This window comes from Bacteroides sp. CAG:189, from assembly GCF_000432295.1.
Classification (GTDB): Bacteria; Bacteroidota; Bacteroidia; order Bacteroidales; family Bacteroidaceae; genus Bacteroides; species Bacteroides salyersiae.
Genome location: NZ_HF991118.1, coordinates 93416 through 110067, shown reverse-complemented (window position 1 = coordinate 110067; position 16652 = coordinate 93416). Strand labels below are relative to the sequence as shown.

The 16652-nt window shown below is 45.0% G+C and carries 8 protein-coding genes, 1 tRNA gene and 1 pseudogene; 6 read left to right on the top strand and 4 right to left on the bottom strand.

Annotated features, from left to right (window positions below):
- The 5 genes and pseudogenes from QVP90_RS16755 to QVP90_RS16735 form a co-directional block, all read left to right on the top strand.
- Positions 1-248 (top strand): annotated as a pseudogene (locus tag QVP90_RS16755) (SAM-dependent methyltransferase); the annotation flags it as partial.
- A gap of 10 nt (positions 249-258) precedes the next feature.
- A complete protein-coding gene (locus QVP90_RS16750) occupies positions 259-1758 on the top strand; it encodes a hypothetical protein (protein WP_021937057.1) in 1500 nt (499 codons plus the stop codon).
- A gap of 64 nt (positions 1759-1822) precedes the next feature.
- Entirely contained in the window at positions 1823-3046 is a 1224-nt protein-coding gene (locus QVP90_RS16745; protein WP_021937056.1) for a glycosyltransferase family 2 protein, read from the top strand.
- 49 nt (positions 3047-3095) lie between these two features.
- Complete coding sequence (locus tag QVP90_RS16740; protein ID WP_021937055.1) at positions 3096-5897, top strand: PAS domain-containing hybrid sensor histidine kinase/response regulator; 2802 nt, start codon at positions 3096-3098, stop codon at positions 5895-5897.
- 237 nt (positions 5898-6134) lie between these two features.
- A complete protein-coding gene (locus QVP90_RS16735) occupies positions 6135-7205 on the top strand; it encodes an endonuclease/exonuclease/phosphatase family protein (RefSeq protein WP_021937054.1) in 1071 nt (356 codons plus the stop codon).
- A 185-nt stretch (positions 7206-7390) separates the two neighbouring features.
- Here QVP90_RS16735 and QVP90_RS16730 read toward each other — a convergent pair whose 3' ends face one another.
- From QVP90_RS16730 to ettA, 3 genes are all read right to left on the bottom strand, one after another.
- Entirely contained in the window at positions 7391-9256 is a 1866-nt protein-coding gene (locus tag QVP90_RS16730) for a choice-of-anchor J domain-containing protein (RefSeq protein WP_021937053.1), read from the bottom strand.
- Positions 9257-9280: 24 nt separating this feature from the next.
- Positions 9281-11962, bottom strand: a complete 2682-nt coding sequence (locus QVP90_RS16725) for a TonB-dependent receptor (RefSeq protein WP_021937052.1) — start codon at positions 11960-11962, stop codon at positions 9281-9283.
- Positions 11963-12178: 216 nt separating this feature from the next.
- Entirely contained in the window at positions 12179-13873 is a 1695-nt protein-coding gene (gene ettA, locus QVP90_RS16720; RefSeq protein ID WP_025819076.1) for an energy-dependent translational throttle protein EttA, read from the bottom strand.
- 512 nt (positions 13874-14385) lie between these two features.
- On the opposite strand from ettA, the gene QVP90_RS16715 reads away from it, so the two are divergent.
- A tRNA-Lys gene (locus QVP90_RS16715) sits at positions 14386-14458 on the top strand.
- A gap of 179 nt (positions 14459-14637) precedes the next feature.
- Here the strand turns inward: QVP90_RS16715 and QVP90_RS16710 are convergent.
- Positions 14638-16652 (bottom strand): TonB-dependent receptor domain-containing protein (locus QVP90_RS16710; RefSeq protein ID WP_288204885.1); only part of this gene is annotated, 2015 nt, incomplete at its 5' end.

Here is a 16652-nt window from a genome sequence, read left to right as displayed (position 1 = left end):
TGAACCGGTACGAATGGGAAGAAAAAATCGATTTCATCGTAAACCCGACGGATGAATACTATCTGCGTTTTTTTACCAAGCCGTGGAACAAAGAGATGGTAAGGAAACTATACCCGCCACGTAGTCCTTTTAAGGAATTACACAAGACCTTTGCTGCGTTATGGTATATCATGTGGACCAAATTCAGGCACAAATTCTTTGAACGCCACCAACCTATACTTTTAAGCGAATATATGAAAAATAAATAAAGCTACAAATATGAACCATAAACTGATATTTTATTGTATCTGTATGTTGCTGTTCACCTCCTGCATAAAACAAATCAACTTGTATACCGGAGATGATGAACAACATGAAGGCGGCAATAATGACGATGACAAGGAAAAGCCTCAGGAACAGACCTATCTTTACCCTTTCGGCAACGAAGTGCAGGGAGATATCACAGCCGGCATCTTCATAAAGGTAAAGGATGCCCCACAAGTTCCACTGGAAGCCGGTATGCCTTGTTTGAAATACAACAAGCCGCTTCTGCTGCTGTTGGTGCAGGACGACTGCAAGCAATCGGCCTACTGCCGCACGTGGGCCGCCATCAACGGAAAGCCGGTATCCAATTCCGACCCGTATCCCACCCCCACCGTTCAGGAACCGGATAAAACGGCACAACTATATTACAACTCCGCCCATCTGAGAAAAGGAGACCTTCCACCCAATGTACTCCCTGCCCGCACTTTGGGAAGCACTGACGGAACGGGGAAAGAGGTCAGGTTCGCATTCACCACCACCCTGTCCGCAGAAGAAGAGTGGATGGACCAAGACGTGGATGTGAATCCCGGATACGAGAAGGATTATTACCGCTTTTTCATGAAAAGAGGGCTGAACTGGGACGAAATAAAAGAGATGCTGAACTACGGTGTCGGAATCGCCTTTCATGATGTAATGGCCGAAAACGTAAACGACGTGGAGGAAATCAAACAGCATTACGGCATAGCGCAAAGCAAAATACAGGAACAACTGGCAGGGAGAAAATGCAAGATGCTGGCCCGCCCTAATGGAAACGACACCTATATAGATGCCGCCCTGCAATATGAAGATATCCGAACCATGGCAACCGAATCGAACGGAGAAGACTTATACCCGTTCAGAGCAATAGAGAGCCTGGACAAAGTGGCGCTCAACAGATCGTTCGAAGAGGTACAGGAAAACATAAAAGACGAAATACGGCAGCAACGAAGAGCACCCGAGAGGAACCGCAAAGCCGTCCATATAGGCGTGCACAACACCGACAATGACTGGATAAAGTTGCTCGAATGGATCAACGATAACTACGGGAAAGACGGTGACGACTCCGTCTGGTTCCCCTCACAGGAAGAGTATTACGAATACAATTATTATCGCACGTACGGAAATGTGAAAGTCGAACAGACTGACGAACATACCATCAAGCTGACCGTACACTTGCCAATCGGGGAATGCTTCTATTACCCTTCGGTCACCGTCAATCTGAGCGGTCTGAAAAAAGAAGATATCGTCTCCGTCGAAACGGATGATGCCGTCAGCGGGCTTTCCTACAATAACTTCGAAGAAGGAATCATGCTGAACATCGACTGCCGGAAACATTTGGCAGAACATGCCACCCACTTTGTAGAACAATACGAGAAAGACCGAAGCAATGCCTCCAACAAAGCGGATGCCCTCTACTTCGTGGGGATGCTGAAAGACTCGGAAAGAAAAACCGCATTACTCAACAGAATACAATAAAAATAATTACCCGGCAGAATAATATAATGAAACAGATATGCCATGAATACAAAAAATATATACCATGAATAATTCCCTTTGGATCGAAATCATCTTTTGGACAGCCCTTTTCATCGTGTTCTACACCTATTTAGGCTATGGCATCGTGCTCTGCCTGCTCGTCAAGCTCAAAGAGCTTTTCGTGAAGCCCGTGAGACGCGTGCTGCCGGCAGCAGACCGGGATCTGCCCGAAGTGACCCTTTTCATCACCGCCTTCAACGAAGCGGACATCGTAGACGAAAAGATGGCGAACTCCCTCGAACTGGACTATCCCGAGGAGAAACTGCACATCGTGTGGGTGACGGATGGCAGCGACGACGGCACGAACGAGCGTCTGCGCACCCGTTGGGAAGGGAAAGCCACCGTCTTCTTCCAACCCGAACGGCAGGGAAAAACCGCCGCCATGAACCGGGGGATGAAACTGGTGGATACCCCTATCGTCGTGTTCACCGACGCCAACACGATGGTGAACCGGCAGGCGGTCCGCGAAATCGTGCTCGCCTTTGAAGATCCGCGCGTAGGCTGCGTGGCCGGAGAAAAACGCATTGCCGTACAGGCAAAAGACAATGCCGCCTCCGGAGGAGAAGGCATCTACTGGAAATACGAATCCACCCTGAAAGCGCTCGATGCACGGCTGTACTCCGCCGTAGGAGCTGCGGGAGAATTGTTTGCCGTGCGCCGGGAGCTGTTTGCAGAAATGGAACGCGACACGCTGCTGGACGATTTCGTACTGTCGCTGCGCATCGCCATGCAAGGATACATCACCGCCTACTGCACGGAAGCATATGCCATCGAAAGCGGTTCGGCAGACATGCGCGAAGAAGAAAAACGGAAAGTACGCATCGCCGCCGGCGGACTGCAATCCATCTGGCGGCTACGCCCCCTGCTGAACCCGTTCCGCTACGGAATACTGAGCTTCCAGTACGTATCCCATCGGGTGCTGAGATGGTCCGTCACCCCCTTCCTGCTGTTCCTGCTGCTGCCGCTCAACGCGCTGCTCCTGCTGATGAAGGGGCTTGCAGGTGATTCCTGCACCTTGTACGGTGTCCTGTTGGTACTTCAAATCCTGTTCTACGTCCTCGGCCTGTGGGGTTACTATCTGTCTACCAAACAGATAAAGAACAAGCTCCTGTTCATCCCCTACTACTTCCTCTTCATGAACGTCAACGTACTGAAAGGAATCGGCTACCTGAAGAAAAAACGCGGAACAGGCGTGTGGGAAAAAGCCAAAAGAAGTTCCGAATCATGATTCATAAGTCATAAATCATAAGTCATAAATCCTATAAATCTATACACACATGAACAGAATATTGCATCATCCGCAAAACGCCCGGAGAATTCTCCGGATAACGGCCGATACAATGCTATTGGTCTCTCAGGAAGGCGTTTGCATAGACATCGACACACACAGCGATCTTTGGTTTTTGAAGGAGGAGCTCCTACTGGGAAAGAACGTATTCGACCTGTTGCCCCTGCACACGCGGGAGAAGCTGGTACCGACTTTCCGGAGCGTGGTCGATGAACAAAAAACCGTCAGCCGGAATTACAGGCTGGAGCTGCCGGACGGCACCTATTATTTCAAGTGCATCATGCATCCGTATGACGACATGGTGCTATGCCAATACCGGGACATCACTGCACGGAGCAACGTCAAGCTGCAACTGGAACGCACAAACCGCGAGCTGAAAGCCATCCAGAAAGCAGCGCAGATCGGCCGGTGGAAATATGCCAGCAATGAACGCATCTTCTACTATCAAGGCTATACCGATATCCTCTGTTCCGAAGAATTGCAGTCCATCCCCATCGACCGCTATTGTGAGCTGGTGGTGGAAGAAGACAAGGCCGTGTTTGCCCAATGGCTCGAGAACAACGAACGGCAACCCGACGAGAATGGCGCAAGCTACCGCATCAGCCACAAAGGCAGCATCTATTACCTGCAAATCCAGACCTGCGTCCGGGAGGAACAGCCCGACGGCACGTACTATATAGAAGGCTATATACAGAACGTGACGGACATACAACGCCACCGGAATGACATCAACACCCTCACACATGCCATCGACAATGCCAAAGAGAGCATATTTGCCGCCCGCGAAGACGGTACGCTGATATTTACCAACAGGCTGTTCCGGCAGAACCACAGGATACAGGGCGACCGCGAACTCAGTTCCTATAAGATTTACGAGTTGGCAGGAGACATGTCCGGCTCGAATGCCTGGCAACGCAGATGTGAACAGACGAAAGAGAAAAACTACACCGACTTCATCGCCTATCATCCGGTGCCGGACAATACGGAAATACAAGCTTTTGAAGGGACGATGTATCATGTCACCAGTGATGAGGGCGAGGTCAGTTATTGGTCGTTCACGCATGACATTACGGAACGCCTGCGCTACGAGTCGCAGATCAAACGGCTGAACCGGATCATGGACACCACGATGAAGAATCTCCCGGCAGGCATCGTTGTGAAAGATATCAATAACGACTTCCGCTACGTATACCGCAACCGGGAAGCATATAATCAGGAAGCATATAACCGGAAAACACCTGATCAGGAAGCACCCGATCAAGGATCATGCAGCCGGGAAATATTCAATCAGGAAGCATCCGATCAGGAAGTCAGCACGGAAAATGCCATCGGCAAAAACGATTTCGATTATTATCCGCCGGAACTGGCCGAACAGAAACGGAAAGAGGACATGGAAATTGCAGCCACCGGAACAGGCAAACACTGGATATTGGAAGGCAAAGACGAAAACGGCAACCTCCTCATTCTGGACAAACAGAAGATAAAGGTAGACAGCAAAGACTTCTCACCGGTCATCATCAGCATCGAATGGGACATCACCCAACTGGAACTGATGAAACGCGAACTGCAGGCCTCCAAGGAGAAAGCAGAAACATCGGACAAGCAGAAATCGGCTTTCCTTGCCAACATGAGCCATGAGATACGTACTCCGTTGAATGCCATCGTAGGTTTCTCCCGCATCATCGCCGAAAGCGAAGATGCCGACGAGAGGAAAGCATACTACGAAATCGTAGACGCCAACAACGAACGGTTACTGCAACTCATCAACGAGATACTCGACCTGTCGAAAATCGAATCGGGCATCGTGGAGTTCTCCTCCGGCCCCGTGAAGCTGCACAAGCTCTGCAAAGAGATATACGATGCACACATATTCCGTACACCGGACGGAGTGGAACTGATCTATGAACCATCGGACGAGATACTTGTTATCGATTCGGACAAGAACCGCATCTTCCAGGTGATTTCCAACCTGATAGGAAACGCCTTTAAATTCACCAAAGAAGGGAGCATCAGCTACGGATACCGGCGGGGGGGCGAACGGATCGTTTTCTACCGGCGGGAGGGCGAACGGATCGTTTTCCATGTGACGGACACCGGCACGGGCATTGCCCCCGACAAGGTGGGAAAGGTCTTCGAACGTTTCATGAAGCTGAACAGCACCGCACAAGGCACGGGGTTGGGGCTTTCCATCTGCAAAACGATCATCGAACGGCTGGGTGGCGGGATCTCCGTAACCTCGGAGCCGGGCAAGGGAAGCACATTCAGCTTTTGGCTACCGGCAAAGGAGGTAGAGAATCCGGAAGATACCTGTCCGGAGCTATTTGCCGATGCCCCGCCCGCAAACCCGGAGAACGGCAATCCGGGAGGTGCCAATTCGGGAGGTGTCAATTCGGGAGGTGTCAAGCCTACCCTCCTCATCGCCGAGGATACAGACAGCAATTACGAACTGCTGCATGCCATTCTCGGAAAGATGTATAACTTGGTACGTGCCCGGGATGGCATGGAAGCCGTTACCTTATTCGATGAAATCAAACCGGATCTGATTCTGATGGATATCAAAATGCCGAATCTGAATGGCTTGGAAGCTACGAAAATCATCCGCGAACTTTCTCCGGAAGTGCCTATCATCATGCAGAGTGCATTCGCCTACGAATACGACCGGAACGCCGCCAAGGATGCCGGTTGCAATGAATTCATAACGAAGCCGATAGCGCAGGACAAGCTGAAGATGATAGTGAAAAGGCTGCTTTATTCAGTTAAAAGCCTTGTCCAGTTGAAAGTTGAGAGTTGAAAGTTGAAAGTTACTATGCAGCATGGCAGTATTTGTTCAGTTGAAAGCCTTGTTCAGTTGAAAATTGAGAGTTGAAAGTTGAAAGTTACTATGCAGCGTGGCAGTATTTATTCAGTTGAAAATTAGGAGTTGAAAGCTGCCATGCAATATGACAGTATTATTTAGTTAAAAATTAAGAATTAAGTAACGAACATAAAACTTCCCCTCCCTTCGGGGAGGGGGCAGGGGGAGAGGCCCATGGGAAAAAAAGCCGTATCAAAACTATTTTATCACCTATCCATCTTATCAACCTTCCTATTGGCAGGTATTACCCTTGCCGGAGCTTTCTCCGGCCAACTGTCTCCTGCCGGACACATCCGCTTTGCCTTTATCGGCTTGGCATTGCCCGTATTGCTGCTGATCAACTTCGCAGCACTCATCTATTGGGCTATACGGCTACGTGTCTGGCTGCTCATCCCCCTCATCGCCATCTTAGGCAATTGGGGATATCTGAGCCGGGTCATCCGGTTCTCTTCTCCGCCCCCCTCCCTCGCGGCATTCACCATCGCCACTTACAACGTAGATGCCTTTAATGGAGATCAGACCGGATATTCCTGCAAAGAAATAGCCCGGTATATGGAAGAACAGCACGCAGATATTCTCTGCATGCAGGAGTTCGGCAGCAATCGCGAATTCAATGTAGATAGTGTGAAAAAAGCCTTTTCCACATGGCCTTATTACTCTATTCCCCAAGCTCCCGCCGGAACACCGATCCTGCAACTCGCCGTATTCAGCAAGTATCCCATACTCAGCCAGCAACTCATCACATACCCCGACAGTAAAAACTGTAGCATGTGGTGCGACATCGACATCAACGGAAAACGTATCCGGATATTCAACAATCACCTCCAGACAACCGAAGTAAGCAGCAACAAACGGACGCTGGAAAAGGAACTTAAAAAAGACAATACCACCGGAACCGAACATGCCATCCTCAAACTCACCGACGGACTGGAAGAGAACTTCGTGAAACGTGCCGCCCAAGCAGAGCATATGCACAAACTGATAACCGCCTCCCCCCACCCCACACTGGTGTGTGGCGACTTCAACTCCCTGCCCTCGTCATATACCTACCACACCATGAAAGGCAACCGTCTGAAAGATGGTTTCCAAACCTGCGGCCACGGTTACATGTACACCTTCCGCTATTTCAAGAGACTGCTCAGAATCGACTATATCTTCCACAGCGAGGAGCTGGAAGGACTGGATTACTTCTCTCCGGAGCTGGATTACAGCGATCACAATCCGGTGGTAATGCGGATGAGATAAATCCGTTTTTTCTATTCGGATTTTGAAGCATTTGGCAACACTTACCTACAATAAAAAGAGCCATATCATTACTCGTAAATAGAGTTTGATATGGCACTTTTATATTTATCAGTTACAATCTATAACTTTTCCGAAGACTTTTGGATTTTGTCTCCTCTTCTTTTTTGCACTATGGCATCCCCGATTTATTCACCTACATAAATGTTATCGAGTTGCACAGTAGAAGTCTCATTCTTTGTCTTATCACCCAGATACTGGAAAGCAATATAGACAGTCTGTCCTACATAGCTGTCCATTTTGTAGGAACCTACATCGGTAAACTTACTGTATCCGACTTCATTCTTCGGGAAAGTGAAATTCTCGGTAATTTCAGTCCAAGTGGCGCTCTTCAAAGCCTCCGCATTGTCTTCACCGGAGAAATTGGAAGAAACGTAAACATGTAATGCCTCATGCATCCAATAAGCGGATACCATATCGAAGTTCAGAATATAATTGCTCTTGATCTCCAACGCAGGAGTGATCATCCACGCATCAAGCACACCTGTAACAGTAGAACCGTAGGCCGAACACTGAATATAATTGTTACCGCTATATGACTTATCCAGCCAGAAAGAACCTCCTTCAAGCGTGATATTCAGCCAACCTTCGATCATGGTCTTATCATTATCGGTGACCTTACGGTCATCAAATGTCATGTTCAGAGCTGCTTTGGGAACAGTACGTACATAGACCCATTCGCTTCCGTTGTACTCATATTCATCGGTCATTTCTACAGCAGCAGAAGTCGATTCCCAGCCGGTAGCCGCTTTTTGGAACTCTGCAGCAGCATATTTAGTGTCGGATAGTTTATATGCAACTGCTTTAATGGTTCCGGAGGTAGCATAAGGATAAGTCAGTGACAAATAAACAGGGATATAAGTTCCGGCCGTACCACTTGTCAGGAAGTCCTCTCCCATTGCATCATAATCAGAAGGTTGCAATGCTGTTACATCGGTATACATCTTCCAAGCAGACTCGGTATACTTGTAAAATGCCGTCACGTTCTTGTAAGCAACCGGTTGCTGTTCGGCATCTTTCACAACTACATTGTCAATACGGATCGTCGTAGTAGCGCCGGTTTCACTGTCACCTACATATTTCATGGCAACATAAATCTTTTTGCCTGCATATTTATCCAAAGCGAGGTCTTTCACAGGAACTATATCTCCACTATTGGTTGCCGATTTTGCAAATTCACCGAGTTCGGAGGTTACATCCTCCCAATTGGCACTTCCGATATCTTCTTTGGTAAATCCGGTCAGATCGGTAGAGATCAAAACACTTAACCGACCACCGGCGTCCACATAATTAGCCTGCAATACATCCATGGAGAGAACCATTCCCGATTTCACAGAAATCGGTGCAGCCGTAACCAACCAAGATTCCAATGCTCCGGCTTTATGGTTAAAGGCAGAATTCTGAATATAATGGTTTTTATTATAATCTTTAGTCTGCCATTTGTAAGAACCTACAACCGCTACATTTTCCCATTTAGTCAGCGTATTCGTTTCGAAATCATCCGAAAAAGCAGGTTGGCTACCATCTTCGTCAGCCTGGTTATAATTCACCACGAGCAATGCGTTTTCTGCCGGAGTCTCGATTGCATTTTTCAGGATGCCGGGCAAATAAGTGGCGGCAGGCTTTGACGGAGAAAAATAGTTGATAGATGAACCTTCTCCCCATGCTTCAACATAGTCATTGGACGTTAACGTATATACATTGGCATCCGATACCGCCAGTACATATTCGGGCACATCGTTGATGTATTTATAGTTCACCATTGCTTTTGAGCCCTTGTCACAGGTGTAATATTTATCCTGCAACCAAGCAGGCAATACAGACTTGGCAGGATTGGCAGATGTGAATGCACTTCCCTGATAGTCGGCCACATATTCTTGCACGTTAGTTATCTGGCTTTCTTCCTCCAACCCCGGAAAATCCGGTTCATGATCACAAGCACCTAATGCTAATATGCCAGTAGTAAATATACTTAAATATAATATCTTTTTCATACTTCGTTATCTTTCAGATTTTTATTAAAACTTAACCCTCATGCTCATCATCCATGTACGGCCGAATCCATAAAACACGGTAGCATCATTCCAATCGTGGCCACCGGTCTTGGCACCGTTGTCCAAAGCTCTTGTAATATATGCTTCGTTGAACAGGTTATTACAGTTTGCTCTCCAAACTGCATCAACATTACCAATCTTGAAGCTGTAACTAATGTTTGCATCGAATGTATAAGCAGCCGGAATACGCCAAGGTTGAACCAAGTCAACAACCGGATTATTCTTATTGGCTTTAATTGCCTGAGAAGCAATGTCATAATCAGCATACTGACGACCACTAAAACGCCCGTCGACACCCAAACGAAGTCCCTTCATCAACTCATAGTTCACACCCAAAGCGGCTGTTGTCTGCTCGGAGTTACTAACTTTAATACCTTTCATATTCGTTTGATAAACGGCCTGTTCCGGAGAACCGATTTCCACTACATTATTATTATAGTCTAATGCCTGTCCACTCTTGTCATAGATACGTCCTGTTACACCGTTCTTGCTCCATGTCCAGTCGCCGATAGAAAACATACCGTTGATGAAGAGACCGCGTACTGGTTTATAAACAAATTCAAGTTCGATACCCTGATGGAGAGCACCTACACCATTCATAATCAAATAAGGACTTTCCTGTGCGCCAGAGAGTGTTTTCTGTATGGAACGGTCGTCCCATGCCGTACGGTAAAGATTCACGTTCACGTTCAGTACACTTGATACAAAACCATAACCCAGTTCATAAGAAAGAACTTTTTCATTTTTAGTATCTGGATTCAAAGCATTACTGGTCTGTGAGTTCAAGAAAATACCTCCTGAATAAAAAGGAGTACGAGAGAAATAACCGATGTTAGCAAATACGTTATGGTGTTCAGTGATATTGTAGTTGATACCTCCCTTTACACCAAATCCAAATTTGGATATTACATCCGATTTCTCATCATTTACATAGAAATGCCCGTAACGTTGGTTGGTAGTGACATTGGCATTAGCCGAAACAACAGCCGACAGTTTGTCATTGGAATATTCTACTTGTCCAAAAACACCATATTGTCCGATGTAGCTGTCAAAGTTACGGTATACGATGTCACCGATGTATAAACGTTGTTGCTGCCATGCAATATCGTTTTTTCTATAAGGAACTTTGGCACGGTCTGGATCAATCACGTAGCTACCACCCATCAAATCATCGATTTTAGCTTTGTGCATACCCTTGTAATAACGGAGATCGATACCAGCCTGAAGATCCAAGTTATCTGTTAGTTTGTTATTATATGTAGAAAGTAAACCTACCCAAATGTGATTGTTCATATTCTTAGCAATGGCTGCCAAACTACCATTGGCAGCTTCGGCATTCGCCTGTTTCAAAGCACCATAATCAAAAGTACCATCATCTCTCCGATAAGTAGTGTTAGGAACACCATCGCTTGCTCCGTACAATGCGGAATAAGAAGAACCGACTCCACGGTAACCATAACCGTTACCGATAGAAGTATACAAAGTAGAGGAAAGGCTTGATTTATAATTGATATCCCAGATGTGATTTAATGAAATCTGAGGTTTGTGATAATAATTACGATTCGTACCATAATATTCTCTTCCTGCATCATCGAAACCATAAGTTGCATTATAACGATATCCGGCTCCGATGCCTACTTTTTTTTGTTTTTCCCATTCGGCGATCGTCAGTTTGTCATAACGTTTATAGTGATTCTGAGGTGCTCCGGTAGCAGTCAAAGAAATAGAATGGTTGTCGCCTATTCTTTTCGCTACGTTTATAAACCATGAATAAGATTCATAAGCAGTACCGTAAACATATCCGTCTCCCCAATCTCTGGAACCTAAAATAGAAAACGCCCAACCCTTATCCGTCATACCGGAAGAGATATTAAAGGATATCTTATTTCTGCCATCGTTACCGATACCGTAATATACACCTCCTCCTCTCTTTGTTTCCAGCGAATTGGTAAGGACATTGATAGAACCACCGACAGAAGGAGTTGAAAGTTTTGAAGCTCCCATACCTCTCTGAACCTGCATCGAACGAGTCACATCCGATAATCCTTGCCAGTTAGACCAGTAAATACCTCCCCATTCCATATCGTTCATAGGCACACCGTTTATCATCACTGCTACATTAGCTGCTGCAAAACCGCGAAGAGTAATTTCCGAATCTCCATAACCACCGCCTACTTTAGAGGCCGTCACACTCGGAGTTGATTTCAAAATCTCCGGAAACTCCTGGTTACCCAGCTTTTCCTCAATAAACACTGGATCGATAGTGGAAACCGCTACCGGAGTTTTACGGGCTACAGCGATAGAAGAGGTAATGGTGACGTCATTCAATGTTACTGCATCGACGGTCATTTTGATCGTACCCCAATTAACCGTCCCGGATTGAGTAATTTTCTTTTTGTACTCTTTGTAACCTAAATACTTGATAACCAAAGTCTCATTCTGGCCGACTTTTTGTGTAAAGTAACCATCCAAGTCTGTAACACTACCTTGGGTAGTTCCTGCAACAGTCACAGCCGCACCAATCAATGGCTCACCGGTTTCTGCATCCACGACTTGACCTTTCACTGTAGTCTGGGCAAAAGCCGTAGCAGCAGAGCATACTGTCAGTATTGCAACCAGCAGAAAATGAATTAGATGTCTTCTCATAATTCTGTTTGTTAGTTAATAGATTTTATTAATTAATAATGTTTTGAAGCGCAAATATAATTAATAAGATTTAGAACTACATTACATTTCCATTTCAAATTTTAAGGATGATCAACATTTTATTGCATTCTAAAACAAAAAAAGCCCCGCAGACAATCTGCAGGGCTTTCTATTTAAAACTGAACGAGTTAGAAATCTATCAAACTGACATCGATATCAATCATTCATTAGCTTTCTATAACGTACACGCTTAGGCTCTTCATTTCCGAGACGTTTCATCTTGTTTTCTTCATATTCAGAATAAGAACCTTCAAAATAGAATACATTGGAATCGCCCTCGAAAGCAAGGATGTGGGTACAGATACGGTCGAGAAACCAACGGTCGTGCGAAATGACCACGGCGCATCCGGCAAAATCCTCCAGACCTTCTTCGAGTGCACGAAGCGTATTCACGTCGATATCATTGGTAGGCTCATCGAGAAGCAGCACATTGCCCTCTTCTTTCAATGCAATAGCCAGGTGCAAACGGTTACGTTCACCGCCGGAAAGCATTCCGCAGAGCTTTTCCTGATCGGCACCGGAGAAATTGAAACGTGAAAGATAAGCACGTGCATTGATATCACGCCCACCCATGCGAATCAGTTCGTTACCTCCGGAAATTACCTGATAAACAGTCTTGTTGGGATCGATATCCTTATGCTGCTGGTCTACATAGGCCACCTTTACAGTCTCTCCTACCTCAAATTCTCCTTTATCCACCGTCTCAAGTCCCATGATAAGCCGGAAAAGGGTAGTCTTACCGGCACCGTTAGGACCGATCACCCCGACAATGCCATTGGGAGGAAGCATAAAGTTGAGATCATCGAAAAGCAACTTCTCACCATAAGCCTTGGCTACATGTTTAGCTTCAATAACCTTGTTTCCTAAACGGGGACCATTCGGAATGAAAATTTCAAGTTTCTCTTCTTTCTCTTTCACATCCTCGTTCAACAGTTTGTCATAAGAGTTCAGACGAGCTTTACCTTTGGCCTGACGAGCCTTAGGAGCCATACGCACCCACTCCAGCTCACGTTCAAGAGTCTTACGGCGTTTGCTGGCAGTTTTCTCTTCCATTTCCATGCGTTTGGTCTTCTGGTCCAGCCAGCTGGAATAATTTCCTTTCCAGGGGATACCTTCGCCACGATCCAACTCCAGAATCCATCCGGCTACATGATCGAGGAAATAGCGGTCGTGCGTTACGGCGATTACCGTACCCTCATACTGTTGGAGATGTTGTTCGAGCCAGTCGATAGACTCCGCATCCAAGTGGTTGGTAGGCTCATCGAGAAGGAGTATATCCGGTTTTTGAAGCAACAAACGACAAAGAGCCACGCGACGGCGTTCACCCCCTGAAAGGTTTTCCACCAACTGGTCTTCGGGCGGACAACGGAGTGCATCCATCGCACGCTCCAGTTTACTGTCAAGATTCCATGCATCCGTAGCATCGATAATATCCTGCAATTCTCCCTGGCGCGCAAAGAGTTGGTCCATTTTATCTTGATCCTCATAATATTCGGGTAAGCCGAATTTCTGATTTATTTCTTCATATTCATTCAGAGCGTCTACAATAGGCTGTACTCCTTCCATTACGATTTCCTTCACGGTCTTCGTATTATCCAAATGAGGTTCCTGAGCCAGATAGCCTACCGAATATCCCGGTGAAAAGACCACCTCACCCTGATATGATTTTTCCAGTCCTGCAATAATCTTCAACAAAGTAGATTTACCCGAACCATTCAAACCGATGATACCGATCTTTGCCCCATAAAAAAAGGAAAGGTAAATGTTCTTCAGCACTTGCTTGTTATTCTGGAAGGATTTACTCACTCCCACCATTGAGAAAATAATCTTTTTATCGTCTACTGTTGCCATACAATATAATAATGTAAAATGTAATTTTGGGCAAATGTACACAAAATCTTCGATATTCATATCCGTCCCACTAAAAACAAAGTATTCTTCCCTACCCTCAAAGCATTCTTCTCCCCTCTCTCATCCACATTAACATCTTTAACAGTTCATCTTAAAAGACATTCCTCTCATTTGCAACAATCTATACTTTTATGGTATAATAATCTATACTATTGCATAGTAATAATCTATATTTAACACTCCATTAAGTATATACTTTTAATATCACGGTATAACGACCAATATAAGATGCTATAAATAAACATTTTATATTCAATTCTTATCATTTCCCGTCCAACCATAATCCTAAAAGTGCTTTTGCATCCAATCTGCTTAACTTGCTATTTCAACAACTATAAAATGAATGTATTGTCATAGCTATTCTAAAAAACATTCAAATTATTTTGGTATTTATAAAAAACTATCTATCTTTGCACCCGCAATCAGGAAATAACTGATTTGCAATAAGGATTGATTCAGTAGCTCAGCAGGTAGAGCACAACACTTTTAATGTTGGGGTCCTGGGTTCGAGCCCCAGCTGGATCACTGAAAATTAGAGAGTTACATAATAGTAGCTCTCTTTTTTTATACCTAAATTATGCTGGTTTACACGGGGAAATGTAAAAACGGATCAACGTAAAAACCTGAGGGATTTTCGAATTTACAAAAGTTAATCCCCAAGATTTCAAACTGAACCGAATTCAATCCCCTTGTATCCGTTTAAATTACATGCCGAAACGGGATGTATCTACCTCTTTTATTTCCTTTTTCTTATATCCGCCAAAACGAAAACTGAAATGCACCGTAAAAGCCCGGGAATAAGCAGCACTATTCATATCCAGATACTGTCCTTTGAAACGGACTTTTGTTTTGGGCATTCCTTCATTAAAAATGTCGTTACAGCGTGCCGACAAACTTATTTTATCATTGGCAAAATTCCATTTTACCCCAGCAGTAAGATCGAAAACGGTCCCTATATCAAATGTTCCTTGTATAGCAGGAGTCTGCACATTGCCAATTAACTCGAAAGAGAGGTTTTTATTGATTTTAAACGCGTTGTCCAACGAACTACTGAAGAGCCATTTTCTCCGGTCAAAGGGAATGTCAAAGAAGTTATCGCAACGTTGATGCATTTGCATCCCGGTCATAGTCAAACGGGAATCAAGCCAATTTCCCGCTTTGAAAGGAAGGATAAGGTTCACACCCCACAACTGCATGTAATTCCAATTCGTATTTTTGTAGATCAAGGCCAGTCTCTCCGTAGATTGGTACGGAGCTTGGACAAAATAGTCTGACGTATGCATAAAAAACAAATTGAAGATGTATTTTTGCTTCAAGATATAACTCCCATTTAAATTATAAGCTGTCATCGGCTTCAACCCCGGTGTCCCCCACAACTCCGTATATCCGTTGAGATAACTCACTGAAGACTGCATATCCCAATAACTCGGATAGGTTTTATCCGTAGACAATGAGAGTTGGAATATATGCTTCGGAGTTTTAAGATAAGTCAATGATGCTTGCGGATAAACAGCCCATTTATGATAATTACCAATAGTATAATATTCCCCCGTAGCAGATATGGAAAAGGAAGTTCCCGATGCATAATTCCGGCCTAATGAAACATAAAAACCGGCGGTCTGTTCTTTCAGGTCGGAATAAGTATCTTGCGTATGGATATCACCGGTCACCTGACTGTAAGTCTGAAAATCCCGGTCTTTCGCAAACCGGTAAGACACTCCATATCCCAAATTCCATTCTTTAGATAGCTGATGTTTTTGATCTGCATAAACAGAATACCGCTCAATCCTTTGCCCACCGACCATAGAGAAACGGCTCAGATCGCCATCCGTATAATCGGCCAACAGACTCTGATTGTTATTGGAAATATAACGGGTGTAATCACCACCGATATCAAGCCCAAAGCCCGAATGGTATTGCAACATGATGTTATTCATATGAGTATCAATATATTTGTCTACATTACTGGTCTGATAATTACCATTTGTCCGGCTATTGTTGTATTGGTCGGGAGTGTAGCTGCCGGTATATGCTATATTGATATTATTCTTATCGTCAAAGTTGTATTCAAATGCAGTTCTAAGATTATGATTCCAATATTTACTGCGCAATTGTTCGTTTTGTGTGATATCATATAGTTCGCCTTTCAATGTATGCCGGGAATATAGATCTATATATTCCATGTTTTTCACATTATTTGCCCCATACAATACGTCAAAAGCCATTTTAGGTGTCGATAAGCGAAAATTTCCTTTCATATTGCCACTGTTGAAGTACTTGTTCTTGTAGTCAGCGCTTATTTCCCCTTGAAAAGCGTAATCATTCGAGCGCTTTAAAACAACATTGACAACTGCGCCCCGTACATGATATTCGGGAGGGGCGCTGTACATTACTTCCACTTTCTCTACGCGGTTTATCGGAGTATTCCGCAAAAGGGTTTCAAGTTGCCCGGCATCCATCGTTGTAGGCTTCCCATTCAAGATTACAGTCAGACTTCCTGCTCCCGCCAAAGTCAATGTTCCCCTATCCTCTTGTATTCCCGGTAATCTCGTCAATGCTTCATAGGCATTATTCACCACATGGCTTTCTGCGAGAGCCGTAAGATTATATCCTAAACGCCCATCTTCCACTTTTACAAGAGGCCGTTCCGCTTTTACTACAACTTCATTTAAAGCATAATCTTTGGGCTGAAGCTGAATGATCCCCACACTCTTTCCCT